Source organism: Rhodospirillales bacterium (assembly GCA_018666775.1).
Lineage (GTDB): Bacteria > Pseudomonadota > Alphaproteobacteria > SMXQ01 > SMXQ01 > JABIXC01.
Genome location: JABIXC010000008.1, coordinates 12,901 through 37,234 on the forward strand (window position 1 = coordinate 12,901; position 24,334 = coordinate 37,234).

Annotated in this window: 23 protein-coding genes, 1 tRNA gene and 2 pseudogenes; 19 read left to right on the forward strand and 7 right to left on the reverse strand. The window is 54.3% G+C overall.

The window, feature by feature from the left end:
- Positions 1-64 precede the first annotated feature (64 nt).
- The 9 genes from HOJ08_04625 to HOJ08_04665 all read left to right on the forward strand — a co-directional run bounded on the left by HOJ08_04625 (position 65) and on the right by HOJ08_04665 (position 7,596).
- A complete protein-coding gene (locus HOJ08_04625; protein MBT5672722.1) occupies positions 65-1,081 on the forward strand; it encodes a DNA-directed RNA polymerase subunit alpha in 1,017 nt (338 codons plus the stop codon).
- A 39-nt stretch (positions 1,082-1,120) separates the two neighbouring features.
- Positions 1,121-1,546 carry a 50S ribosomal protein L17 gene (gene rplQ, locus HOJ08_04630; GenBank protein ID MBT5672723.1) on the forward strand — a complete coding sequence of 142 codons (426 nt, stop codon included), beginning with the start codon at positions 1,121-1,123 and terminating at the stop codon, positions 1,544-1,546.
- A 125-nt stretch (positions 1,547-1,671) separates the two neighbouring features.
- On the forward strand, positions 1,672-3,123 hold the full coding sequence (locus tag HOJ08_04635; protein MBT5672724.1) for a Do family serine endopeptidase: 1,452 nt from the start codon (positions 1,672-1,674) through the stop codon (positions 3,121-3,123).
- 1 nt (position 3,124) lies between these two features.
- Positions 3,125-4,453, forward strand: a complete 1,329-nt coding sequence (locus HOJ08_04640; protein MBT5672725.1) for a replication-associated recombination protein A — start codon at positions 3,125-3,127, stop codon at positions 4,451-4,453.
- A gap of 10 nt (positions 4,454-4,463) precedes the next feature.
- The gene (gene crcB, locus HOJ08_04645; protein ID MBT5672726.1) at positions 4,464-4,838 is read left to right on the forward strand and encodes a fluoride efflux transporter CrcB; all 375 of its coding nucleotides are present in this window, start codon (positions 4,464-4,466) and stop codon (positions 4,836-4,838) included.
- A gap of 1 nt (position 4,839) precedes the next feature.
- The gene (locus tag HOJ08_04650; protein MBT5672727.1) at positions 4,840-5,835 is read left to right on the forward strand and encodes an RluA family pseudouridine synthase; all 996 of its coding nucleotides are present in this window, start codon (positions 4,840-4,842) and stop codon (positions 5,833-5,835) included.
- Positions 5,836-5,840: 5 nt separating this feature from the next.
- Positions 5,841-6,533 carry an HAD-IA family hydrolase gene (locus HOJ08_04655; protein MBT5672728.1) on the forward strand — a complete coding sequence of 231 codons (693 nt, stop codon included), beginning with the start codon at positions 5,841-5,843 and terminating at the stop codon, positions 6,531-6,533.
- On the forward strand, positions 6,533-7,276 hold the full coding sequence (locus tag HOJ08_04660; protein ID MBT5672729.1) for a hypothetical protein: 744 nt from the start codon (positions 6,533-6,535) through the stop codon (positions 7,274-7,276). Before HOJ08_04655 ends, HOJ08_04660 begins: the two co-directional genes overlap by 1 nt.
- A gap of 8 nt (positions 7,277-7,284) precedes the next feature.
- On the forward strand, positions 7,285-7,596 hold the full coding sequence (locus tag HOJ08_04665) for an acylphosphatase (protein MBT5672730.1): 312 nt from the start codon (positions 7,285-7,287) through the stop codon (positions 7,594-7,596).
- Positions 7,597-7,608: 12 nt separating this feature from the next.
- Here HOJ08_04665 and lipB read toward each other — a convergent pair whose 3' ends face one another.
- Positions 7,609-8,292: a lipoyl(octanoyl) transferase LipB gene (lipB, locus tag HOJ08_04670; protein MBT5672731.1), complete on the reverse strand. Its 684-nt coding sequence runs from the start codon at positions 8,290-8,292 to the stop codon at positions 7,609-7,611.
- 76 nt (positions 8,293-8,368) lie between these two features.
- On the opposite strand from lipB, the gene HOJ08_04675 reads away from it, so the two are divergent.
- From HOJ08_04675 to HOJ08_04705, 7 genes and pseudogenes are all read left to right on the forward strand, one after another.
- Positions 8,369-8,455: transfer RNA gene (locus HOJ08_04675), tRNA-Leu, on the forward strand.
- Between the two features lie 71 nt (positions 8,456-8,526).
- Entirely contained in the window at positions 8,527-9,957 is a 1,431-nt protein-coding gene (mgtE, locus tag HOJ08_04680; protein MBT5672732.1) for a magnesium transporter, read from the forward strand.
- 4 nt (positions 9,958-9,961) lie between these two features.
- A pseudogene (locus HOJ08_04685) lies at positions 9,962-10,642 on the forward strand (SDR family oxidoreductase).
- A 95-nt stretch (positions 10,643-10,737) separates the two neighbouring features.
- Entirely contained in the window at positions 10,738-12,459 is a 1,722-nt protein-coding gene (locus HOJ08_04690) for a thiamine pyrophosphate-requiring protein (GenBank protein MBT5672733.1), read from the forward strand.
- 5 nt (positions 12,460-12,464) lie between these two features.
- Positions 12,465-12,914, forward strand: a complete 450-nt coding sequence (locus HOJ08_04695) for a DUF1489 domain-containing protein (GenBank protein MBT5672734.1) — start codon at positions 12,465-12,467, stop codon at positions 12,912-12,914.
- 180 nt (positions 12,915-13,094) lie between these two features.
- A complete protein-coding gene (locus tag HOJ08_04700) occupies positions 13,095-13,421 on the forward strand; it encodes a hypothetical protein (GenBank protein MBT5672735.1) in 327 nt (108 codons plus the stop codon).
- A 594-nt stretch (positions 13,422-14,015) separates the two neighbouring features.
- Positions 14,016-14,108, forward strand: a pseudogene (locus tag HOJ08_04705) (Rieske (2Fe-2S) protein).
- A 26-nt stretch (positions 14,109-14,134) separates the two neighbouring features.
- Here HOJ08_04705 and HOJ08_04710 read toward each other — a convergent pair.
- From HOJ08_04710 to HOJ08_04735, 6 genes are all read right to left on the reverse strand, one after another.
- Entirely contained in the window at positions 14,135-15,241 is a 1,107-nt protein-coding gene (locus HOJ08_04710) for an NAD(P)/FAD-dependent oxidoreductase (protein MBT5672736.1), read from the reverse strand.
- 28 nt (positions 15,242-15,269) lie between these two features.
- Positions 15,270-16,499: an MFS transporter gene (locus HOJ08_04715; protein MBT5672737.1), complete on the reverse strand. Its 1,230-nt coding sequence runs from the start codon at positions 16,497-16,499 to the stop codon at positions 15,270-15,272.
- 61 nt (positions 16,500-16,560) lie between these two features.
- On the reverse strand, positions 16,561-17,784 hold the full coding sequence (locus tag HOJ08_04720; GenBank protein MBT5672738.1) for an MFS transporter: 1,224 nt from the start codon (positions 17,782-17,784) through the stop codon (positions 16,561-16,563).
- Positions 17,781-19,028 (reverse strand): MFS transporter, encoded by a 1,248-nt coding sequence (locus HOJ08_04725; GenBank protein ID MBT5672739.1) that lies wholly within the window; start codon positions 19,026-19,028, stop codon positions 17,781-17,783. The genes HOJ08_04720 and HOJ08_04725 overlap by 4 nt, the downstream gene beginning before the upstream one ends.
- Positions 19,025-20,290, reverse strand: a complete 1,266-nt coding sequence (locus tag HOJ08_04730) for an MFS transporter (protein ID MBT5672740.1) — start codon at positions 20,288-20,290, stop codon at positions 19,025-19,027. Before HOJ08_04730 ends, HOJ08_04725 begins: the two co-directional genes overlap by 4 nt.
- The gene (locus HOJ08_04735) at positions 20,287-21,552 is read right to left on the reverse strand and encodes an MFS transporter (protein MBT5672741.1); all 1,266 of its coding nucleotides are present in this window, start codon (positions 21,550-21,552) and stop codon (positions 20,287-20,289) included. Before HOJ08_04735 ends, HOJ08_04730 begins: the two co-directional genes overlap by 4 nt.
- A gap of 205 nt (positions 21,553-21,757) precedes the next feature.
- On the opposite strand from HOJ08_04735, the gene HOJ08_04740 reads away from it, so the two are divergent.
- From HOJ08_04740 to HOJ08_04750, 3 genes are all read left to right on the forward strand, one after another.
- Positions 21,758-22,786 carry a DUF3179 domain-containing protein gene (locus HOJ08_04740; protein ID MBT5672742.1) on the forward strand — a complete coding sequence of 343 codons (1,029 nt, stop codon included), beginning with the start codon at positions 21,758-21,760 and terminating at the stop codon, positions 22,784-22,786.
- 35 nt (positions 22,787-22,821) lie between these two features.
- Positions 22,822-23,331 (forward strand): hypothetical protein, encoded by a 510-nt coding sequence (locus tag HOJ08_04745; GenBank protein ID MBT5672743.1) that lies wholly within the window; start codon positions 22,822-22,824, stop codon positions 23,329-23,331.
- 97 nt (positions 23,332-23,428) lie between these two features.
- Positions 23,429-24,313 carry a UTP--glucose-1-phosphate uridylyltransferase gene (locus HOJ08_04750; protein ID MBT5672744.1) on the forward strand — a complete coding sequence of 295 codons (885 nt, stop codon included), beginning with the start codon at positions 23,429-23,431 and terminating at the stop codon, positions 24,311-24,313.
- The last annotated feature ends 21 nt before the right edge of the window (positions 24,314-24,334 follow it).

Below are 24,334 nucleotides of genomic sequence, written 5' to 3' on the forward strand. Positions count from 1 at the left end.
CCATGTTTGGGGGAACAGAGTTTCAATTTAAGGCGGAAGACCGCCCAACCAAGAGGTCGCATTCGTGATTCAGAAGAATTGGACGGAACTGATCAAACCCAGCAAACTCAGTGTTGAACCGGGTGATGTGCCCGAACGCATCGCTACTGTGGTTGCAGAACCGCTGGAACGTGGCTTTGGCTTGACGCTTGGCAATGCACTGCGTCGGGTGCTTTTGTCATCGTTGCAAGGTGCAGCGGTAACCGCGATTCAGATTGAAGGAATTCTTCATGAATTCTCTTCCATTCCAGGGGTTCAGGAAGATGTCACCGATATCGTTCTTAACGTCAAGGGCATTGCGATCCGCACCATCAATGATGGTCCGTCACGGCTTGAACTTAAAGCAACGGGCCCAGGCGAAGTAACTGCCGGCCAAATTGAATGCCCGGGCGGGGTGGAAATTCTCAACCCTGATCTGGTGATTTGTACACTGGATCAAAATGCGAAGCTGTCCATGGAATTGCAGGTCGATATTGGCATGGGCTATGTGCCTGCCGTACAAAATCGCCCCGAAGATGCACCCATTGGTCTGATTCCCATCGATGCCCTGTATTCACCGGTGCGCAAGGTTGCGTATCGCATTGAAAACAGCCGCATCGGTCAGGTGACGGATTATGACAGGCTGAGCCTCGACGTTGAAACCAACGGAACGGTAACACCCGAAGACGCGGTGGCTTTGTCTGCGCGTATTCTTCAGCATCAGCTTCAGCTGTTTGTGAATTTTGAAGAACCCGAAGGTGAAGCGGTTGAAGAAAAGCCCGAAGAACCTGCTTTCAACAGAAATCTGTTGCGCAAAGTAGAAGAACTGGAGCTTTCTGTCCGTTCAGCCAATTGCCTGAAGAATGACAACATCATTTATATCGGTGATTTGGTCCAAAAATCTGAAGGGGAAATGTTGCGCACGCCTAATTTCGGTCGCAAGTCCCTGAATGAAATCAAAGAAGTATTGGCTCAGATGGGTCTGCACCTCGGCATGGAAATTCTCGAGTGGCCGCCAGAAAACATCGAAGATCTTGCCAAACGACTCGAAGAACCATATTGAGGATCGCTTCCAAACCGGAAGCATGAAGGAGATAAGTAAATGCGCCATCGTCTGAGCGGCAGAAAGCTGAACCGGACCTCTTCTCATCGTAAAGCCATGTTAAGCAACATGGCTCAAGCGCTGGTGAAGCACGAACAAATCAAAACAACTTTGCCCAAGGCAAAGGAGTTGAAGCCATTTGTCGAAAAACTGGTAACCCTTGGCAAACGGGGCAGCCTCCATGCCCGTCGCCAGGCTTTGTCAGTGCTTCAAGACACAGGCCTGACCAACAAGCTGTTTGATGCTCTGGCCACGCGCTATGCAACACGCAGCGGTGGGTATACCCGGGTTTTGAAAGCGGGCCAGCGTTATGGTGATGCGGCCCCTATGGCCTTGATTGAACTGGTTGATCGCGATGAAGCAGCCAAGGGTCTAGATTCAGGCCCCGTTCAGGAAAAGAAAGAGGCTGTTTCCGAAGAGGAATAAGCACGGTTATTTAGCCGTTTCTGCGGGCTATGATTTCAGAAAAGGCAGCCCTAGGGCTGCCTTTTCTATTCCCGGATGCTAAATTTAGCGCCATATTCAAGCGCTCTCTACCCAGGATAAGGCTTATGGCTGCGACCCGACCTCTAAAATTACGACTTCAGGCAGGGATCATTGTTCTGATCGGGGCAATGATGTCGATTGCTGGCATGTCCATGGCATGGGCAGAGGGCCTACGCGAAATTCCCAAAACGAAGTCTCAGGTGACCCTGTCTTTCGCGCCGCTGGTGCGCAAGGTGGCACCGGCGGTGGTCAATATCTATACCCGCAAGGTGGAATTCGCCCGATCCCGGTCTCCCTTGTTCGATGATCCATTTTTCAGGCGGTTTTTTGGGGAAGACTTTGGCGGCGCAGGCCCGGTTCGGAAACGGGTTCGCACTTCTTTGGGCAGTGGCGTCATTCTTGATCCCAAAGGCTTGATTGTTACCAACGTCCACGTGATCAAGGGTGCAGATCAAATCCGGGTTGTGTTGGCCGATCGCCGGGAATTTGATGCCAAGGTCATTTTGATCGACAAGCGCACAGACCTTGCGGTGCTCAAGATAAATGCCGCAGGTGAAGAATTGCCGCATCTGGTTATTCGTGATTCCGATGCTCTGGAAGTAGGCGATCTGGTGCTGGCCATTGGCAATCCATTTGGGGTAGGGCAAACCGTCACCAGTGGCATTGTATCGGCACTGGCCAGAACATCCATTGGTGTTACCGATTATCGCTTTTTCATTCAGACGGATGCTGCCATTAATCCCGGCAATTCCGGGGGTGCGCTGGTCAGCATTGATGGCGGGCTTGTGGGCATTAATACGGCCATTTATTCAAAATCTGGCGGGTCTATCGGGATTGGGTTTGCAGTGCCATCTGCCATGGTTCGAACGGTGCTTGCAGGTGCTTCTACCGGGCGCGTGGTACGGCCATGGTTTGGTGCAAAAAGCCAGCGCGTGACGGCGGCCATTGCTCGCTCCCTTGGTCTTGCACGACCCCAGGGTGTGCTGGTCAACAAGGTGTACGCAGCCAGCCCTGCCGCATCAGCGGGATTGCGAACCGGTGATGTGGTGATTGCCGTCAATGGCCATGGGGTCAATGATCCAGAGGGTTTGCGTTTTCGCTTCGCAACCTTAAGCGTGGGCGGGACGGCAAGATTAAACATTCTAAGGAGTGGCAAGGCAAAAAAATTGATGATTGCCCTGAACCCCGCGCCTGAAATACCACCGCGCAACCTTATGTCTGTTTCCGGTGAAAACCCGCTTTCAGGGGCGGTCATCGGAAACCTGTCTCCAGCCCTTGCCGATGAACTGTCAATGCCGCCTGATCTTTCGGGCGTCGTTGTCATTGGCTTAAAACGTCGTGGCTATGCCCGGCGCGCAGGTCTGAAACCAAGAGACATCATTCGTGCCATCAATGGCGATACCATCAAAACGGTAGAGACATTGGGCCGCGTTCTTGCGCGCCAATCGGGCGCACCTGCTTGGCGCATCTCGTTGGAACGCAAAGGCCGCCTCATTACCTTGGCGATCGGGGGCTGATATGACCTTGTTTGAGGCCGATGCCCCACGCCCTTTGGCAGACCGCCTGCGCCCCGCCGTGCTGGGGGATGTGTTGGGTCAGGACCATTTGTTGGGGGATGTGCAGGATGCTGGTGCATCAGGTCCGATTGCCCGCATGGTCAAGGAAGCAAGGCTTTCCAGCATGATCCTGTGGGGGCCGCCCGGTTGTGGAAAGACCACCATGGCCAGACTTCTGGCCGATGCCACCGATATGATTTTTGAGCCCTTATCGGCCGTCTTTTCAGGCGTTGCTGATCTCAAACGGGTGTTTGGAGACGCCAAAAAACGTCATGAAATGGGGCAGGGGACGTTGCTGTTTGTGGATGAAATCCATCGCTTTAACCGTGCACAACAAGACGGTTTTTTGCCCTATGTCGAAGATGGCACGGTGATTTTGATCGGCGCCACCACGGAAAATCCATCGTTTGAATTAAACGGCGCCCTGCTGTCGCGCTGTCAGGTTTATGTGCTCAAACGCCTTGATGGCGTGGCCCTTGAAAGCTTGCTTGCCCGCGCAGAGACCGAAAGCGGAATTGATCTGCCACTGGATGACGGAGCCCGGGAAACGTTGAAAGCCATGGCCGATGGGGATGGGCGCTATCTTCTTAATCTGGCAGAAGAACTTTTTACGCTTGCGCCATCGCTCTCTGCCCCTCTGGATGGGGCTGATTTGGCCAATGCGGTTCAAAAACGGGCACCGATTTACGATAAATCCCAAGATGGCCATTACAACCTGATCTCTGCGCTGCATAAAAGCCTGCGCGGTTCCGATGTGAATGCGTCCCTGTACTGGCTGGCCAGAATGTTGGTCGCGGGTGAAGCCCCGCTTTATATTGTTCGGCGTCTCGTTCGCTTTGCATCCGAAGATATTGGTCTTGCCGATCCCGCTGCCCTGACCCAGGCCTTGGCGGCAAAAGAGGCTTATGATTTTTTAGGCTCTCCCGAAGGGGAGCTGGCCATTGCCCAGGCCGTGATTTATCTGGCGACTGCGCCGAAATCAAATGCCGCCTATAAGGCGGAAATGGCCGCCAAAAAAATGGCCCGCGAAACCGGCTCCTTGATGCCGCCAAAGCATATTTTGAATGCGCCGACCGCATTGATGTCGGATATTGGTTATGGTGATGGGTATCAATATGACCATGGCACCAAAGATGGATTTTCCGGGCAGGATTATTTTCCTGACGACTTGGAACGCGTAAACCTTTATGACCCCAAAGATGTTGGCTTTGAAAGAGACGTTGCAAAGCGACTGGCCTATTGGGAAAAACTGCGGTGCAGTAAAAACGGGCCAGAAGAAAAAAAGGAATGAAGCCGTGAAAATGTTATTTTCCATTGCTGCCGGTGGTGCCATCGGTGCCACCCTTCGGTATCTGGTGATGTCGGGCGTTGGCAATGTTGTGGGTCTAGCTTTCCCTTGGGGAACGATGGCTGTCAATGTTGTGGGCTCTTTTGTTCTGGGCGCATTGGTGGAAACCATGGCCCTTGTATGGTCACCGGGGGCAGAATTGCGGGCTTTTTTAGTTGTCGGCATTTTGGGGGCTTTCACAACTTTTTCCACATTCTCTTTGGATGTTGTGACCCTTTATGAACGCGGCGCCTTTATGGAAGCCGGGTTTTACGTGATCGCCTCCATGGTGGTTTCCATTGCGGCACTTTTTGCGGGCTTGGCGATTGCCCGTGGGGTGATTGGTTAATATGGCAATGCTTTCAAATTTAACCGTCACCGAAGACGAAATGGGCATGCGTCTGGACCGTTGGTTCAAGGCCCATTATCCGGCATTGGGCCATGGGCCTTTGCAAAAGCTTTTACGCACCGGACAGGTTCGGGTTGATGGTAAACGCATTAAAACCAGCTTCAGGGTCGAGCCTGGTATGGAAATCCGGGTACCACCCATGGCTGTGGAGGCCGCGGAGGTTGCGCGGAAAATGGGGCCACGAAAGCCCATGCCCCAAAAAATGGATGATGCCAAAGTGCAGGAATTGCGCGATCGCGTGATTTACAAAGACAAAGAAATCATCGTTTTCAACAAACCCGCTGGCTTGGCAGTCCAAGGGGGCACAGGAACCCGGGTGCATCTGGATGGCATGCTGGATGCGCTACAATTCGAAGCGCCTGAGCGTCCCCGGCTGGTCCATCGATTGGACAAAGACACATCGGGCGTGTTGGTGCTGGCTCGATCGAGAGTAGCAGCGCGCGCCCTGACCGCAGCATTCCGCGACCGCACGACCCGAAAAATTTATTGGGCCGTCACCGTCGGTTGCCCCAGCCCCACAAAAGGCAAAATTTCGCTGAAGCTGGCCAAGGGGGGAACCCGGGGGGATGAAAAAATGCGCGCTGATCCAGAAACGGGTCAAAACGCGGTGACGTTATATGCCGTTTTGGATGAGGCACGGCCAAGATTGGCACTGGTGGCATTGATGCCCCTGACCGGGCGCACCCACCAATTGCGCGCGCACATGTTGGCCCTTGGCACGCCGATTTTGGGGGATGGAAAATACGGCGGCTATGATGCCTTTATCGATGGCATTGATCTTGATAAAAAATTGCACCTCCATGCCCGGTCATTGGAAATTCCAAAGCCATCGGGGGGAATTTTAAAGGTTGAAGCACCGTTGTCGCCACACATGGAAAAAACCATGGCGGCCCTTAACTTTACGGTCTCAGTGGCAGACCCCTTTCCCAGGGATTAAAGATGATGGATGACCCTTTGCGTCTTGCCGTTTTCGATCTTGATGGCACCCTGGTAGACAGCCAGCATATGATTTCTGCCGCCATGGGCCGGGCCTTTAAAGCAGCTGGTCTGGCTGTGCCCCCCAGAGAAGCCGTGCGGCGCATTGTGGGGTTATCACTGGATCATGCCGTTGAACAATTGTCTCTTGATATGGGGATCGAGCATGATTGCCACGCCGAAATTGGTGAAGGCTATAAGAAACATTTCTTTGAACTGCGTGATTCAGGTGAACATCCAGAAGAATTATTTTCAGGGGTTCGCGAAGTCCTGACCCATCTGGATGGGGCGGGTTGGTTGTTGGGCATCGCCACGGGAAAAACGGCGGATGGGCTTCATTCAACGCTGGATCATTTTGATTTGGCCGGGCATTTTCTGACCCTGCAAAATGCCGATGGGGGCCCCGGAAAGCCCGCACCCCACATGCTGGAACGCGCCATAACGGAGGCCGGGGCACGTGCGGAAAATACAGTGATGATCGGGGACACCAGTTTTGATATGGAAATGGCTTGTGCGGCCAAGGTCGCAGGCATTGGTGTCAGTTGGGGCTATCATGAGCGACAGGATTTGGTGAATGCCGGTGCCGGGTGCATCATTGATGATTTTTCTGATCTGCCCAAAGCGGCTGAATTGGCCCTTATTAAAGGTGCCAAAGCATAATGGCTGGACCCAAAAAACCTGACCTTAAAATCGGCGTTGATGCCAAGGGCGATGGTTTCTTGATCACGCTTAATGGCCAGCCCGCAAAAACCCCGGGTGGCAGGGGCATTGCGTTGCCCAACCGGGCCTTGGCCGATGCAATTGCCGGTGAACTGATAGATGATCCCGCACGGCTTACCGGCAAAGGACTGAATGATCCCGGTGTTGCGCCTAATTTTCGTCTGGCAACGGGTGCCATTGATGTGGTCGAAGGCAAGGAAGCGGGCAGATCAGGGATCGTTACTGATTTGATCGGCTATTGTGAAACCGATCTTGTTTTATTCAGGGCAGAAAACACCCCTGATCTTAAAGCGAGAGAAGATGCGCTTTGGAATCCCATCGGAGATTGGTTCAAATCGCGCCACGGGGTGGCACTTCGGGTGACAACAGGGGTTCTTGCGGTGCCCCAGGACAGTGCCGTTCATACGGCCGTTTCCAATACCATAGAGGCCTTAACCCCCATGCGCCTTGTGGCGCTTTCGGCCGCAACCCATACGGCAGGGTCCATTATGATCGGTCTTGCACTTTTGGACGGTGCCATAGATGCTGATCAGGCTTATTCAGCAGCGTGTCTGGAAGAACGGTATCAGGCCGATAAATGGGGTGAAGATGCAGAAGCAACCGTGATGCGTGAAGGCAAGCGTCTTGACCTTGTCCAGACCGCAGCGTTTCTAGAACTTTTATCAAAGGACGAACATCCATGAATGCACCCATGAATGATGTACCCGAACAGATAGCCCGGCATGTCCGTATCAAGGGCAAGGTCCAGCGTGTATTTTTCCGCAACTGGATTGTGGAAGAAGCAACCAAACGTGGGCTTCGGGGCTGGGTGCGCAATCGTTCCGACAATATTGTCGAAGCGGTGTTTGCAGGCGAGGTTAGCGCCGTTCGCGCCATGGCCAAGGCCTGCTATAAAGGCCCGCCAAAGGCAGAAGTCACGGATGTGATCCAGTATCCCGGTGAATTCCGCCCGACCGATGATGATTTTGGGGAAGCTTTCAAAAAGCTGCCCTCAATCGCGTAAGCAGGCTTTTATTTAAAGCAGCGGGTCTGCATCGGTGGTTTCGCGGCCAAAGGTTTCTTCGAAACAGGTCCGCAATGCGCGGTCCAGTTCTGCCATGGAAATATCAACGCCCTGTTTGGCAAGGGATGTCACCCCAAATTCTGAAATCCCGCACGGCACAATGCCCTCATAATGTTTGAGGTCGGGTGCATTGTTGATGGCGATGCCGTGATAGCTGACCCAGCGGCGCACGCGCACGCCAAGGGCCGCAATTTTTTCTTCGCGCCCGTCTTTGCTGACAACCCAAATGCCGATGCGTCCCTCCCTGCGTTCACCGGTCACCCCAAATTGGGCCAGGGTGGCAATAATCCAGCTTTCCAGATCCCGGACATATGCCCTGACGTCTGATCCGCGTTGTTTAAGGTCCAGACACGCATAGGCAATGCGCTGGCCCGGTCCATGCCAAGTGATGCGCCCCCCTCGGCCGGTTTGAAAAACCGGCAGATCACCGGGGTCCAGCAGTTCTGATTTATCGGCACTGGTGCCTTCGGTATAAAGTGGTGGGTGTTCCAGACACCAGATCAATTCAGGTGCCTTTTCCCCATGAATGGCCGCTACCCGGGATTCCATGGCGCATACGGCTTCCTCATAGGGCACAAAGCCGGCACTTAAGGCCCACTGAACCGGTAATTTCTGCGATTTTTGAGCTTCTGCCATTGACGAAGCGCCCCTCCATTTGCTATCCCCATGCGACCCTGAGGAAGCGTATTTGGGGTATTCTATCAGTAATTTTGCGGCCGTGGCGGAATTGGTAGACGCGCAGCGTTGAGGTCGCTGTGGACGAAAGTCCGTGGAAGTTCGAGTCTTCTCGGCCGCACCATTATTTTTTTAAAAGGACCCGTGATACACTCATGGGTCCTTTTATTTTGATCTCAATCCGGAGCACGGCCTATGTCGGAAAATCCATCCCCCACCGATGCGCAGCCTGTGACCCCAGAGCTCAGTGATGCTTTGGGTGAAGAACTTTATGGTGCCACCCCGGGTCAGATAGAGGGTCTGAAATCAGCCCTGGCATCGGGGGACGCCGATCAATGTTTGGCCATCAGTCACGGGCTGCACGGGGCCGATCTGGCGGATATGGTGGAAGACCTGTCCAGTCTGGAACGCCACCGCTTGATCGATTTGATCGGGTCCGAGCTTGAACCGGAATTTCTGACCTTTCTGGAAGACCCGGTCCGCGATGATGTTGTGGGCAGCATGGAAACGGCCACGGTTGCCGCCGCGATAACCGAACTTGAAACCGATGATGCGTTGGATGTCGTCGAAAGTCTGGATAAACCGGAACAAGACGCGGTTCTGGAACGCTTGAAGGCGGGGGATCGTGCCTTTCTGGAAGAAGCGCTGTCATGGCCAGAGGATTCCGCCGGGCGTTTGATGCAGCGAGAATTCGTATCCATGCCATCCTTTTGGACCGTGGGCGATGCCATTGATTTTCTGCGCGACGAAGCAGACAGGGGTGGCGGCGCACTGCCCGATGAATTTTTTGATCTTTACGTGGTCGATCCGGCCCACCATCCGGTGGGGTCCATTCCGCTGGGTCGCCTGTTGCGCAATCGTCGCCCGGTACCACTGGAACAATTGATGGGGGATGCCCCCCACACGGTGCCAGTGGAAACCGATCAGGAAGAGGTGTCGTTGTTGTTTCGCCAATATGGTTTGGCATCGGTGCCGGTGGTTGATGAGGGCAGGCGGCTTGTCGGGGTGATCACCCATGATGATATTTTGGAAGTGGTCCATGAAGAAGCCGAAGAAGACATCATGCATCTGGGCGGGGTGCGCGAAGATGATCTGTATCTGGCGGCACTGAAAACATCGCGTTCGCGTATTTCATGGCTGATCTTTTCCATGATCAGCACGATGATGGCATCGGTGGTGATCTGGCAGTTCGAAGCAACCATCAAGGAAATCGTCGCCCTTGCCATTCTTTTGCCGGTGGTGGCCGCCCTTGGGGGCAATGCCGGAACCCAGGCCATGACGGTGGCCGTGCGCGCATTGGCCATGAAGGAACTCCATGGCGGCAATGCCATGCGGATCATGGGCAAGGAAATCATCGTCGGCGCCTTCAACGGCATCATTTTGGCATCAATGGTGGGCGTTGTTGTCAGCGTATGGTTTGGCTCATCCGCGTTGGGGCTGGTCATCGGCGGGGCTTTGGTGGTCAATCTGTTGATTGCTGGATTGATGGGGGTGTTTATTCCACTGGTATTGGACCGCGCAGGGGCAGACCCGGCCTTGTCTTCGGGGGTGTTTTTGATCACCGTCACCGATGTGGTCGGGTTTTCAGCATTTTTGGGATTTGCTGCCCTGTTTCTGGTTAAATAAGCCCATGACAACCGTTTTAATCACAGGGGCAAACCGGGGCATTGGGCTGGAATTCGCCCGCCAATATGCCTTGGATGGCTGCCGGGTCCATGCCACCTGTCGTGATCCTATCGCTGCCCGTGAATTGGCGGCAATTTCAGGCGACATAACGGTTCACAGCCTTGATGTGACCGACATCAATGCCATTGATCGGTTTGCGGCCAGCCTTTCGGGTGAGGTGGTGGATGTTTTGATCAACAATGCCGGCATTATGGGGCGCAACTAGACACTGGATGCCATTGATTATGAGTGGTGGGAAAAGGTTATGGCGGTGAACACCTTGGCGCCATTGGCGGTGGCTGCGCGGTTTATCCCCCATCTGGAACGGGGCAAGGACAAGCGCATTGCCTTTCTGACCAGCCGCATGGGGTCTATTGCCGATAATTCCAGCGGTGGGTTTTATGCCTATCGTGCCTCAAAGGCGGCATTGAACGCGGCAGTCAAAAGCCTGAGCTCAGCGCTTGAACCAAAGGGCATCATCGCTTTGTTGCTGCACCCGGGCTGGGTCCGGACCGATATGGGTGGGCCCAATGCGCCTTTGGATGTGGCGGCATCGGTGACAGGCTTGCGCGGGGTGATATCTGGGGCAAAAATGTCGGAATCTGGGCATTTTATGGCCTATGACGGGACGGAGATTCCTTGGTAGTTTCTGTGGCAGGCCCTTTAGGGCTGGCAGAGGCTGCGTTGCCCCTATAAAACATCCAAATAAACAACAAATACAGAATATTTCAGGGAGTTCTCATGGCCAAAAAGAAAATCTCCAATGGTGTCGTTGCCGATGCTTATTTGACCCTACTTGCCGATCGCGGCGTTGATTATCTATTTGGCAATGCGGGCACTGATTTTGCGCCCCTTATCGAATCCTATTCCAAAATGCGCGCTAACGGCACAAAGGTGCCAGAGCCCATCACATGCCCCCATGAAAATGTCGCCATGGGCATGGCGCAGGGTTATTACGTTATGACCGGGCGGCCCCAGACGGTGATGGTCCATGTCAATGTGGGCACCGCCAATGCCGTGTGTGGGTTGGTCAATGCCTATAAGGGCAATATCCCGGTTCTGTTTTCCGCTGGTCGCACACCGTTCAGCGAAACCGGTGATTTGATGGGCAAGCGTTCCGGGGAGATTCATTGGCCCCAGGAAATGTTTGATCAACGCTCCATGGTTCGCGAAGTGGTCAAATGGGATTATGAACTGCCCAATGCCGAAGTGGTGGAAACCGCCATTGATCGGGCGCTTAATGCCGCAATGACCCACCCACGGGGCCCAGTTTACATGACCCTTCCCCGCGAAGTGCTGGCAGGCCCTGCGGGAGACTTTGTCTATGATTCGCCCAGCACGCGGGCGTATCCCACCGCGCCCATGCCAGACCCCAATGCCATCGATGAAGCAGCCAATCTGATTGCCGGGGCAAAAAACCCGGTGATCATTACATCTGCTGCCGGTGCTGATTTTGAAGACGTTGCCGCGTTGAGCGCCCTTGCAAACCGGTTTGCAATTCCTGTGACCCAACGTAAACCCCGTTATGTGTGCATCACCACCGATGATCCCATGAACCTTGGCTATAACCCCGATGCCTTTTTAGAAGATGCCGATCTCATCATCGTTGCCGATTGTGATGTGCCGTGGATTCCCGGCAACAAATCACCAAGCGATGATTGCAAGGTGATCCATCTGGGGGCCGATCCGTTGTTTTCGACTTATCCGATCCGGGGCTTCCGTTCAGATATGGCCATAACGGGTTTGTTGAAATGGACCTTTAAGGCGCTGGATGATGCATTGGCCGGCCACGAAAAATCTGCCAAATCGCGCATTGATGCCCGGCGTAAAAGTCTGGGTGACTTGCGGGCAAAGCAGGCAGAAAACAAAAAGGTCGCGTTGGAAAAAGCATCAAAGGATTCTCCGGCCCATCCTGTGTGGATCAGCCATTGTATTGATCAGGTAAAAGATGATGACGGTATTGTTGTCAAAGAAAGCCAATTGCCGCCTCAGCACATGACCTTCAACAAACCGGGCACCTTCTTTTCTCTGGGTCAAGGCGGCGGGCTTGGCTGGGGGCTGGGCACGGCGCTTGGTATTAAACTGGCAGATCGGGATCGCCAGGTGATCTGTACACAGGGTGATGGGGCCTACATGTTCGGCAATCCCATTCCGGCCCATTATATTTCAGCGGCAGAAAATCTGCCCATGTTGACCATTGTTTACAACAACAGCATGTGGAACGCCGTCAAACGGAACACCCATGGAGTCTATCCCGATGGCTATGCGGCCAAGAGCAACTGGGAACCGCTGACATATTTTCAGGAAGGCGCCAAATTTGAAAAGGCCGTGGAAATTGCAGGCGGTTACGGCGAACGGGTGGAAGACCCCGCCGATCTGCCCATGGCACTGGATCGGGCATTGAATGCCATGGCCAAAGATGGCCGGCAGGCATTGTTGAATGTCGTTTCCAAAAATGCCTGAGCTTGATGGCGCTTCATCTTCTTAAATACGCGGTTGGTATAGAATCGGTTGCCCATATGGCAAAGGTTCAAAAGGAACGCCGTGCCCGCCGATTGGCCAATGGTGAGGGGAAGGGGACGTGGCATTTCACCCGTAATTTTCCACGCCGTTCAACAGAAGTGCTTGATGGTGGGTGCTTTTATTGGATCATTCACGGTGAAATCACGGCCTGTCAGAAAATCATGGGTCTGGAAAGAAGAGAACGTGAAAATGGCCGAAAACAGTGCGCCATTCGCCTTTCTTCGAAGATTATCCGGACCCAGCCCGTGGTGCACAGGCCCATTCAGGGCTGGCGCTATCTTGCCCCTGGGGATGCGCCGCCAAATTTAAACGCCCCATCCAAAATGGTTAAAGAATCCGGCACTTCATTGCCCCCGGCCCTTCGCGCAGAACTGCGTGCCCTTGGCTTGCTTTAGGCGGGTTCCCTTAATCCATTGAAATTGATTAAAAAATTCTAGAAATGAATAGATCAAATTTTAGATAAAGTGGATTCGAAAGCCTTGAAGGATTAACCGCCCCGGATGCCCCCACGCCTATCATAGGGCATCAATTAATTGCCCCGACATTGATTTAGGGGCGTCACGGGAAACGGTTTAATGGCTTTGCAATTGGCAACAGGAATTTCGGGGGGGCTGGCACAAATGCCGGGCGTGCGGAGCAGTGCCGCTGCTTCCAGCATCCCGAAACCCACAGCCGGTTACCAGCGTGAACTTGGCGCATTGCGCACGGCGGGGCAGCGGGCGGTTCAAATTGCCAGCGTCGATGCCGGAAAGCTTGGCATTGCCAGCGCCCTGACCGATCTTGCCAAGGCACAATCGGGTGTCAGCGAAATTTCCGACATTTTGGACCAGATGAAGGCCCTGACCAACCTTGCCACGCAAAAAACGGTGGCGTCGGCAACCGGCATTGAAACCAGTGATTAAGATATTTTATTGGCCCAGGGGCTGTCCACCACGGACCGGGCCCATTTGAATCACAGTTTTGATAATTTGCGCGATGAAATCACAGCAATCGTTGCGCGGACCACCAATGATGCGGGCACCGTGTTGCTGGATGGTGATGGTGGGGCTTCCAGGACGCTGACCTATACCGTTGGCGGGTCGGATGGGGGCGGTGAAACCTTGTCTGTCTCTATTGCGTCAGCCACGGTGGCAAAGCTTGCCACGGGGCTTGATAGTGCCGATTTGCTGACAGCATCCAATGCAACCACGGGCGATACCCTAACAAGCGATGCACAGATTGCGGCCGCCGCCATTGCTACGGCCATACGGGCGCAACAAAACCACGCCAGCGGGGCAAATAGCCTTGTGGTTGGGTATGGTGCCGCCGCGGGTACAGAAAAGAATACAAATCTTGAATTAAAAGGTGTTGTGGATATTTCAAGTGAGGTGGCCGCCATGACCACCCGGAATATCGGAAGCAACGCTATTGGCCAGAATTACCAAAAGGCTCTCGGGCTTCTTGGTGGGCTTACCAGCCCCGTTTCCCAAGCCCGCAGCGATACCAGCGCGGGCATTGGTGGAAACGATTCTGGTTCATCTTCCAGCGCGCCATCGAGCGCACCATCGAGCGCACCGGCCAGTCCACCATCAAGCGCACCCAGCGGTGGGGTAGATATCTCTGCGTAAAGCCAGCGTTATGCGCCTTTGGCCAGACCTGCCACATATTCCCCAATAGCCAGCGAAGACGTGAGCCCCGGGCTTTCAATCCCATAGAGCGCGATCAATCCGTCTACGCCGTGAACATCCGGCCCTTGAATAATGAAATCATTGTCAGCGGCGCGGCCTGGGTTGGTTTTGGGGCGGATGCCGGCATAGCCCGGTTCCAGATCGCCATCTTTTAAGTCAGGCCAGAACAGGCGGGCGGCATCATAGAAAAAGGATGCGCGCGCGGGATCAACCCAATAATCAATTTTGTCCACGTCTTCGGTGTCTGGCCCAAAACGCATTTGGCCGCCCATGTCCGGGCTGACATGCACTGCTTGGTGGTGCGCATCCGGCAAAGGATAGATCAGCCGTGAAAAGGGTGCCTTTCCGCGCAGGACAAAAAAGCAGCCTTTGACCAAAACTTGGCCGGGAATTGTGTTTTCCGGAATGCCATCAATGGTTCTGGCAATGCCCTGTGCCCCAATGCCTGCGGCATTGATACAGAGATTACACTGGATGGTGGTTTGTTCCTTCCCGCCGATGGAAAGTTCAATGCCCCCCTCGATCGCGCGTCCCTTGATAACCGGGGATCGTAATGCCAGGGATGCACCATGGGCCTCGGCATCGCCCAAAAGTGCCAGCATCAGATCATGGGCATCAACAATGCCCGAAGAGGGGGAATATAGAACGCCCTTAAAGACAAGTTCGGGCTCCATTTCCCGGACCTCTCCCGCATCCAGCATACGCAGATCAAACAACCCGTTGGATTCTGCTTTCAGGCGGTGGGCCTCCAGCTTTTCTGTTTGGGCATCGTTGGTCGCAACAATCATCTTGCCACAGCGCCGGTGGCCAACGCCGTGGGTTGCGGCATATTCATAGAGCAATTCTTTTCCCCGAAGGGCCAGCCGAGATTTCAGGCTGCCCGGCACGTAATTGATCCCGGCATGAATGCACCCGGTGTTGCGCGATGAGGTGTGGGTGCCAATGGCGTCTTCGGCTTCAATGATAACAACCTCGCGCCCCGCCATGGCCAGTGCGCGGGCAATGGCCAATCCAACCACCCCGGCACCAATGACAATACAATCAGTTTTTTCCATTTGGCGTTTCCTTGTTTAAAGGCGGCCTTTATTTAAAGGAATTTCGGGATTTGAAGGCGACGAAAAGCATCAGTAAAACCAGGAAGCCACCGACCACATAGAACGTCGGGGCAATGCCAATGAATTCTGCCATGGCCCCCATGATCACCGGGGTTACCAAAATCGACAGGCGATTGACCGTGGTGCGCAGGCCCACGCCCTTGCCCTGTTGGCGACCCGATGATTGGGACATCAGGGAAATCAACAAGGGTTGGCTGACCCCCATGAACCCGCCCCGCAGCCCCATGGCGCCCAACAACAAAACAAAGGTGCCCAGCATCGGCGTGATGGCGATCAATAAAATTGCCAGGCAGACCGACACTACCAAAACCCTGTAGGCCGTGAATTTCTTTGCCAGCCACCCCGCCGATATGGAGCCAACACTGCCCAACACGGCGGATGCAGATATCAACGTGCCGATCATGGTGCCGGTTAAGCCGATGGATTCAAGCCACACCACATAGAACGAGGTTTGAATGCCATTGGAAGAATGGCGGATCAAGGTAACGGCAATGACAAAGGCCACGGTCGGGATGGCGATCAACCGGAAGGCCGATGTGTAATCGGTCAGCCGCGGCAGAACTTCACGCACCGTCAGGCGTGAATAATTTTCATCGCCGCTGCCGATCTCGCCCTTGACGGGTTTGGGCATGGCAAGGCAGGAAAGGGTGAGGGCGATACCCCAAAATCCTAAAAACCCGAAGCCGCCCCATGGTCCGGCAAAATCCCAGGCCGCCCCGGTTGCCGGTGGCCCCACCAACATGCCGAAGCGGTTAAAGAAGGTGACGCGCCCGGCGTATTTGGGTTCGCCCTTCATGACGGCACCAATTTGGGCCTGGGTGCCGATCCAGCCCATGGCGGCAGAAATACCGCCCAGCATTTGTAAAAGGATAACGGCGGCAAAGAACGGGAACAGGGGAAACAAAAATGGCGTCACTGCGCCCAGAATGGAAAACCAGATCATCACCTTGCGGATGCCGATGCGATCCATAAGCGCGCCGCCATGGATTGACAGCAGCACGGGCAATATCTGGCGAGAGCCAAGGGCGATCCCCACCATCAGGGGGGAGCTGTCAACGTGGAGCATCCACAAGGGAACAACCACGGCGGCCAGTTGAATGGCCCCATTGGAAAAAATGCCGGCGGCATAAACCGGCAGCTGGCTGCGAAGGGGAATATTCCCCGGTGTCGCCACTTCGGGCGATTTATCCTCACTCAACGCATTTCCTCCCAGATTGTCTTAAAAGCCAGCGTGACTTTGGTCAAGCCTTGGCCTTCGATCATTTTGTAGCCCCAGAGCGTTTTGCATAAACCGCAATCAGGGCGACCAGACATAAAAGGGCGCCCCCCATGATGTAAAAGCTGTTTTCAAGCCCGGAAAATTGAACCACTGCACCCATGATGATCGGAATAAAGGTTGCCGCCAGTCGGTTGGCACTGGTGCGCAATCCCACCGCTTTGCCCTGATTTTGGGACCCCGCACCCCGTGCGGCCATGGTGATCATCAAGGGCTGGCCCAGCCCATAAAGGCCCCCGTTGATGGCGACGGCCACCATCAACAATGCATAAGAGCCAAGGACAGGCGTGATGGTGACCATAAGGATACAGACAGACACCGCAAAAATGGCCAGCCATGCGCCCGAAAAACGTTTCATCAATGGACCGGCCAGCAGGGAAGTTCCGCCGCCAAAAAGCGAGAAAACGGTCATCAACAGACCAATGGTGGTGCCGGTGTAACCCAGTTGTTCCAACCAGATGACATAGAACGATGACTGCATGGAAAAGCCACCAATTCGGATCACCGCCAGCATAACCACGGTTGCAATCACGGGGATGGACAACAATGAAAAGGTGGCCATGTAATCAGATAGTCTTGGGATAAAATCCCGTGCATTGATGGGAACATATTGGGTGCCGGGTTTTGGTGGTGTTTTGGGCAGGGCAAGACACGATGCCATCAATCCAGCCCCCCAGAGCGCCAAGGTCCCAAAGGATAGCCATGGCCCGCCAAAATCCCAGGCGGCCCCGGTCAGCGGCGGGCCTATCAATGCGCCGATGCGGACTGCGGCGCTCATCCGGCCGGCATGGACGGCACTGCCTTTCAGGGTTTGCCCGATAATGGCTTGGGCCCCGATCCAGCCAATGGCCGTGGAATAACCGGCAATCATCTGGATCAACACCAACACCCATAGCCAGGTTGTCAAAGGATAGAAAAAGGGAATGACCGCACCAATCCAGGTGAACATGACCATGATGCGTCTGGGGTCCATGCGGTCCATCATGGCCCCGCCATGGATGGAATACAGAAACACAAGAAAATGTCGGCTGCCCAACACGATGCCAATCATCAACGGGGATGGATTAAGGGTGATGACCCACAAAGGCACCACCACCATGGTCATGTAGCCAAGAGAATTGCTGAACATTGCGGCACCATAGATGGCCAGCTCCAGGCGAAGGGGCATCTTTTCAGGCGCTGAATAATCAGGTGTTTTGCTGCTCATGATTTTGGGCTTGCCTTACCAAAAGCCACCCATATTCCCATGCCCGCAAGGATGGATAGCATCAACGTCCCGGTCACATAGAAGGTTGCGTTCAACCCCCAAAATTGGGCAATGGCCCCCATAAAGACGGGGAGCATCAGATTGGCCACCCGGTTTCCTGTGGCGCGCAGCCCGATGGCGGTGGCCTGGGTTTCGGGGCTAACCGCATTGGAAAGAATCCGGTACATCACCGGTTGGGAAATGCCCTGACAAAGCCCCCGAATGCCGATGGCCACAGCCAACACAAAAAAGGCATCGCCATAAAGCGGGGTTGAAAAGACAAAGAAAATGGAAAGGCAGACCGCGCCTAAAAAGACCCAATTGGGCGGGATGAAGCGCGTCAGGTGGGCTGCCAACAGGGTGCCACAGGCCGCCATCATCTGTGACAGGGTCAGAAAGCCCCCAATGGCAGTTGCTTTCAGACCAAGTTGTTCCAGATAAATAATATAAAAGGATTGCTGCATGGTTGCAGACACAATGCGCACCGATGATACGACCACCACGAAGGCGACCGCCGGGATCACCAACAGCCCTGCAGCACCAATGTAGTCAGAAAGTTTTGGCATCAGGTGGCTGATGCGAAAATCAGGCCGCGATGCGATATCAACCCGTGCAGCACCGACCTCAGAGACTGGGACGGCACGCACCGCAATCAAGAAGGCAATGCCGACAACACCGATGACGGCAAAGGCAACCCATGGGGCGACAAAATCCCACAACACGCCCGCCATGATCGGGGCAATCATGACGCCGACCCTTGCAAAGAAAGCAAACCGGCCAACAATGGCGGGCTTGTTTTTACCCGCTTCCACCGCCAGCGATTGCGCGCCGATCCAGGTAAAGGACATGGCGGTACCGACGGCCATTTGCAAAAGGATGAGTGCGGGAAACCATGTGCTAATTGCGAAAACGGGTGGCAACAAAGCCCCGGCGATGCCCATCAAAATCATGACCAGCCGGGTGCCGTAGCGGTCCATCAAGACGCCGCCATGGATGGCAAGGATACCGGGTAAAAGTGATTTGGCACTGACCAGAAAACCAATTTCCAGCGGGCTTAGTCCAAGCATGACGGCCCAAAGGGGGATTAGAAAGCCAATCAGTTCTGCCTGACTGTCGGTGAGCATCCCTGAGGCATAGATGGTGAATTCTGCACGCGGTGAAACCGGCTGCTTGCTTGGCTCTATAGGTTCATCGGCATGGCTCATGGACGGGGTCTTAATCCGAAGGCCTTTGATCTTGCGACCATGATGGCCATGAACAGAACAATACCCAAAAGCGCAATGCCGGTCAGCAAGAAGGCATTTTCAACCCCGATGGATTCTGCAATGAACCCCATGATAATGGGCAGCACGATGGCACCCAATCGATTGCCTGTGGTGCGAAGGGCAACGCCGCGCGCCTGATATTCCGTTGGCAGGGATCTGGAAATGAAGGAAAAGGTTGCCGGGTGTAAAAACCCGTGGGCTGTTCCGCGCAGAATTTGGGCGGCGGCCAACAGGATGAATGCGCCGCCTAAAAGCGGGGTAATGGCCATCATGGTAATGGTCATGGCGGTCATGAATAACAAAAGCCAGTGGATCGTAAAGCGTCGCATGACCGGGGCGGCGACCAAGGAACCTATGGCCCCGGTGACTTCCGATGCAGAAATCAAAACACCGATCAGGGTTGCGCTCATACCAATGTCATTCAGGTAAGTGATGTAAAAGGATGATTGGATGGTTGATGGCGTATGGCGCAGCAATGCCACGGCAATGCCCAACCCCACAGCAGGGATGGCCAACAGGCTGAGACAGCTGGTGTAATCACTTAATCGTGGCAGAAAATCTCGCCAGCCAACCTTGGGGGCAGATGTTTTTTCCGGAGGTAGTGCATGTTCGCCTTCAACCCCATGTTCGGCCCAACGCGGCACCAACCAGGTAGATACCAATAGCCCCAATCCGGCGATGGTCGTGGCGGTAAAGGCTCCCCAATGGCCGGTTAAATCCCAGATCAGGCCAATCACCATGGGGGCGGCAATGCTGCCAGCACGGGAGGTAAAGGAAAATATCCCAAGATAATGGGGGTCGCCTTTGCCCAGCCGGGCAATCAGGGTCTGGGACCCAATCCAGCCAAGATTAGTGAAAAGCCCCGTCAGCATTTGCAGCGCAACAAGTGCCGGGAACCACGGACACAAGGGATACAGCGGAACAAGGCCTGCGGTGAAAACAGTAAAAATCAGCATCATGCGACGCGTGCCATAGCGATCAATCAGGACACCGGCATGGATGGCCAAAAGAAATGGCAAGAAAGACCGCGCCCCTACCATGATGCCAATTTGCGCCGGCGTTGCACCCAACATCAGCGCCCATAAGGGGGCTGCCACCAATAGAAAATCTGAATAGATGTTGGCCATTAACCCGGTGCCAAGAACGGGGTAATACGCCCGCTTTGGAATTGAATGGCGTGGGGGAATACTGGATGCGGTCATGTCTTGAACCCGGGGATGGTGCGCACCCACAGGGCAACGACGAGACAGCAAAAGATGAGAAACCCGCCGATCAGGTAAAAGCTGTCTTGAAGGCCGATGCTATCGACCACGACGCCCATGATGACTGGCACGATGACGGATGCAAAGCGGTTTGACGTGGTGCGCAGCCCAATGGATGTACCCTGTTCAGATTTGCTAATGGCGCGCGCCAAAATGCCGAACATAACGGGTTGGCTCAGCCCCTGTGCATAGCCGCGCCCGACGCTAAACAGTACCAACAGGACAAAAATATCTCCAAGGGCCGGGGTGATGGAAACACAGAACAACGACATGGCAGCAAAGATGATGAAAACCCAATGGGGCTTGATATGGCGTTCCCAAAAACCAGCCATGAAGGCTCCGATCAGGCCAGCGCCTTCGGATATGCCGATCAAAAATCCGATCACCGTTCCGATCAAACCAATTTCCTGAAGGTAAACCACGTAAAAAGAGGTTTGCACGACAGAAGATGAGATGCGCAATGCACTCATGGTGATGACAAAGGCAACCACTGGTACGGCGGCCAGAGAAAAGGCATGCAGGTAATCGGACCATTTGGGGGTGAGATCAGAAAGCTTTCGCCTCGATGCTTCGTTGTCCGCACCCTTCCCTGATGGTTCATGGTCGACCGGCACCAGCCACAGGGCCAGAACCACCAGCCAACTGAACAGGCCCATAAACACAAACGCCCCCCATGGCCCTGCAATATCCCACATGGCACCAATGGCCATTGGTGCCACCAACGTGCCGACCTTTCCGGCGATGGAAAAACGCGACAGCAATATGGTCTTGCCCTTGGTAAAATGAACGATCAAGGTCTGTGCCCCGACCCAGCCCATATTGGCTGTCAGCCCGGTGATCAATTGCAGAAAGAGCACGGCTGCAAAAAATGGCAGCGCTGGATAAATAGGGGCCAGCACTGCGGTGGTGATGGCATAGACCATGGTGACCCGCCGCGTGCCAAACCGATCCATCAGTACGCCGCCGTGAATGGAAAGCAGAAACGGCATCAGGGCCGACATGCCAACGGCGATGCCAATTTGGGTGGCAGAAAAATTCAGATGAATGGCCCACAGCGGCAGAATGACCTTCAGCATCATGGCGACAGAATTGGCCGTCAGCCCAACCCCATAGGTGGCATAGATGGTCCGTGCCGGGACCTGTTCCTCATCATCGGTTACGTCTGTGCCATCATGGGGATCGGCACCGGGGGCTTTGGCCACGAGCGGGGGACCTTTTTTTGGTTTCGCAGCGATTTTGCGCGTTGGATATCCGGGATTGGGTCGCGTCCGGAATTTGGGGGGATTTTACCCGGAAACCGGGCGATTGGGTGAACTAATGCGTGCCCGGGGCCTGAAACTTTCAGTCGTAACAAAATCGTGAGCAGAGTTCATTTGTGCCAAATTTGGTCATGGTTCAGAGTTAGGCATGACAAAAAGACAAATTAAGGCCTGTGTCGTTGTTTTTGCCCTGTGTGCATTGGGGGCGGGGACATATTTGCTGACACCAAATGAAAGTATTGGTGCGGATCAGGCCAAAATCCCTAAAGCTGCAAAATCCTGGGTGAATGAATGGCCAAAAACCGATTTTTCCCGCCATTCGGTGGATTTGGGAAAAATCCGCTCCGGTGGGCCGCCCAAGGATGGCATTCCACCCATCGATGACCCCCGTTTTTTGCCCTTGGATAAAATTTCCGATCATATCGGGACTGAGCCGGTCATTTCGATCTCTATCAAAGGTGATTCCCGGGCATATCCCCTTTCGGTGCTGATGTGGCATGAAATCGTCAATGACTATGTGGGCGGTGTGCCCGTATCGATCACGTTTTGCCCCTTGTGCAATGCATCTGTGGTGTTCGACCGACGCCTTGATGGCCAGGTGCTGGATTTTGGCACCACTGGAAAGTTGCGCCGTTCTGATCTGGTTATGTATGACCGCCAAACCGAAAGTTGGTGGCAGCAGTTTCTAGGGGAAGGCATTGTTGGCACCTATATGGGAAAACGGTTGAAGATGCTGCCATCCCGGTTGGAATCCCTGAACCGGTTTCGCACGCGCCACCCTGACGGCAAGGTGCTTGTGCCTAATAATCCGTCCATGCGCAATTATGGCGCCAATCCATATGCGGGGTATGACAGTTTGTCGCGCCCGTGGCTGTATGGTGGAAAAATGCCTGCAGATGTTGCACCCCTATCCCGGGTGGTTTCCATTGGCAAGGAAGCGTGGGCGCTCGCATTGGTGCGCCGCCATAAACGCATTGTTGCCGGGGATCATGTGATTACCTGGGAGGCGGGACAAAATTCAGCCCTGGACAGTCCTGAAATTGCCAAAGGGCGCGATGTTGGCAATGTGGTGGTGCAAAAACGCACGGCTTCAGGCCTTGTGGATGCAGTTTACGGCATTGATTTTGCCTTTGCCTTTTATGCGTTTCATCCAGATGGAATTATTCACGCTAAATAATCCCAAATTCTGAAAACTCCGGCTATCATGGGTCCATGTCTTATCTGGTTTTAGGAATAGCGGCCATCGCCGGGTTTTTGTTGTTGGCCCGGTGGCTGACAACCACAAACCCTCGCATGCTGGCCTTTTTGTTTCGGGTCGTGTTGGGGGTTTTGGTGTTGGGTGGGATTGCCTATGTGATCATGGCCGGGCGGTCGGTCTGGATCGCTTATGGGTTGCCTTTGGCTCTGCCATTTTATTACCAATGGCGTTCCAACCGCATGCGCCGCCAGAACCAAGATCAGAACCAAAATAATGGTTCCGGTGATGCGGGTTCAGGTAGCGGCGAGCGTCAGGAAAAAGCCAGGGGCTATGGCGAAGGCAATGGTGGCCCCATGACCCGCAAGGAAGCGCTGGATATTCTGGGTTTGAAGCCCGGGGTGAGCAACGAAGATATCCGTGAGGCCCACCATAGGCTAATGGCCAACCTGCACCCTGATCGTGGGGGCTCCAATTACCTTGCAACCAAGCTTAATCAGGCAAAAGACCTGCTTATGGGGCAGTGATGGCTGCTTGCCTCTGACGGGGGCCTGTGGCACAAAGACCGGGCCTTGGCCAATTGGTCAAGGGGTTTGAATCAAAAGGCAAATTGCAGGTAATTTTATGGCTCGAGCCATTCGCAAGGCGGTTTTTCCCGTAGCAGGTCTGGGCACCAGGTTTTTGCCTGCGACCAAGGCTGTGTCCAAGGAAATGTTGCCCGTCCTTGACCGACCGTTGATTGATTATGCCGTCAGCGAAGCCCGTGCAGCGGGCATTGATACCTTTATCTTTGTCACCGGGCGCAAAAGTAGTGCCGATACCCTGAAAGCCTATTTTGAAATGGCCCCGGACCTTGAAGCAGCGCTTCGGCCCAATCATGCGGCGTTGGTCACTCAATTAAAAGCGGACGAACCCCCAAAGGGATCGGTCAAATGTGTGACCCAGGATGAACCAATGGGCCTTGGCCATGCCGTTTGGTGCGCGCGTGAATTTATCGATGATGAGCCCTTTGCGGTCATCCTTCCCGATGATCTGATGGATTGTGAACCGGGCTGCATTTCCCAATTGATCGATGCGCATCAGAAAACGCAAGGTAACGTGGTTGCCATACAAGAAGTCCCCCGGGAAAATACCGCGCGTTATGGCGTGCTGGACCCGGGGGTTGAAAAAGACGGACTTGTGGAAGTTCTGGGTCTGGTGGAAAAACCCAAACCCGAAGATGCGCCCTCTAACCTGACCGTGGTTGGCCGTTATATTTTATTGCCAGAAGTATTTGATCATCTTTCGCGGTTTGAACGTGGTGCGGGCGGCGAGGTTCAGTTGACCGATGCGATGGCACAGATGATTGGGGCAGCGCCTTTTCATGGGCATCGTTTCACAGGGCATCGGTATGATTGCGGATCGCAGCAAGGGTTTGTCGAAGCTCAAATTGGCTTTTCCCTGAAGCAGCCGGAATTGCGTGAAACAATTCGCCGATTTCTGCGCGCATCTGGCGAAGAATGGGAGTAACCGGCGCTGTGTTGTCGTTGG

Coding starts and splice junctions, on each gene's coding strand:
- HOJ08_04720 (MBT5672738.1), bottom strand. CDS start 17,784: ATGAGCAGCAAAACACCTGATTATTCAGCGCCTGAAAAGATGCCCCTT.
- HOJ08_04695 (MBT5672734.1), top strand. CDS start 12,465: ATGGCGCTTCATCTTCTTAAATACGCGGTTGGTATAGAATCGGTTGCC.
- HOJ08_04650 (MBT5672727.1), top strand. CDS start 4,840: ATGGCAATGCTTTCAAATTTAACCGTCACCGAAGACGAAATGGGCATG.
- HOJ08_04745 (MBT5672743.1), top strand. CDS start 22,822: ATGTCTTATCTGGTTTTAGGAATAGCGGCCATCGCCGGGTTTTTGTTG.
- HOJ08_04660 (MBT5672729.1), top strand. CDS start 6,533: ATGGCTGGACCCAAAAAACCTGACCTTAAAATCGGCGTTGATGCCAAG.
- HOJ08_04690 (MBT5672733.1), top strand. CDS start 10,738: ATGGCCAAAAAGAAAATCTCCAATGGTGTCGTTGCCGATGCTTATTTG.
- HOJ08_04750 (MBT5672744.1), top strand. CDS start 23,429: ATGGCTCGAGCCATTCGCAAGGCGGTTTTTCCCGTAGCAGGTCTGGGC.
- lipB (MBT5672731.1), bottom strand. CDS start 8,292: ATGGCAGAAGCTCAAAAATCGCAGAAATTACCGGTTCAGTGGGCCTTA.
- HOJ08_04635 (MBT5672724.1), top strand. CDS start 1,672: ATGGCTGCGACCCGACCTCTAAAATTACGACTTCAGGCAGGGATCATT.
- HOJ08_04730 (MBT5672740.1), bottom strand. CDS start 20,290: ATGACCGCATCCAGTATTCCCCCACGCCATTCAATTCCAAAGCGGGCG.
- HOJ08_04640 (MBT5672725.1), top strand. CDS start 3,125: ATGACCTTGTTTGAGGCCGATGCCCCACGCCCTTTGGCAGACCGCCTG.
- rplQ (MBT5672723.1), top strand. CDS start 1,121: ATGCGCCATCGTCTGAGCGGCAGAAAGCTGAACCGGACCTCTTCTCAT.
- HOJ08_04655 (MBT5672728.1), top strand. CDS start 5,841: ATGGATGACCCTTTGCGTCTTGCCGTTTTCGATCTTGATGGCACCCTG.
- crcB (MBT5672726.1), top strand. CDS start 4,464: ATGTTATTTTCCATTGCTGCCGGTGGTGCCATCGGTGCCACCCTTCGG.
- mgtE (MBT5672732.1), top strand. CDS start 8,527: ATGTCGGAAAATCCATCCCCCACCGATGCGCAGCCTGTGACCCCAGAG.
- HOJ08_04700 (MBT5672735.1), top strand. CDS start 13,095: ATGGCTTTGCAATTGGCAACAGGAATTTCGGGGGGGCTGGCACAAATG.
- HOJ08_04740 (MBT5672742.1), top strand. CDS start 21,758: ATGACAAAAAGACAAATTAAGGCCTGTGTCGTTGTTTTTGCCCTGTGT.
- HOJ08_04665 (MBT5672730.1), top strand. CDS start 7,285: ATGAATGATGTACCCGAACAGATAGCCCGGCATGTCCGTATCAAGGGC.
- HOJ08_04710 (MBT5672736.1), bottom strand. CDS start 15,241: ATGGAAAAAACTGATTGTATTGTCATTGGTGCCGGGGTGGTTGGATTG.
- HOJ08_04725 (MBT5672739.1), bottom strand. CDS start 19,028: ATGAGCCATGCCGATGAACCTATAGAGCCAAGCAAGCAGCCGGTTTCA.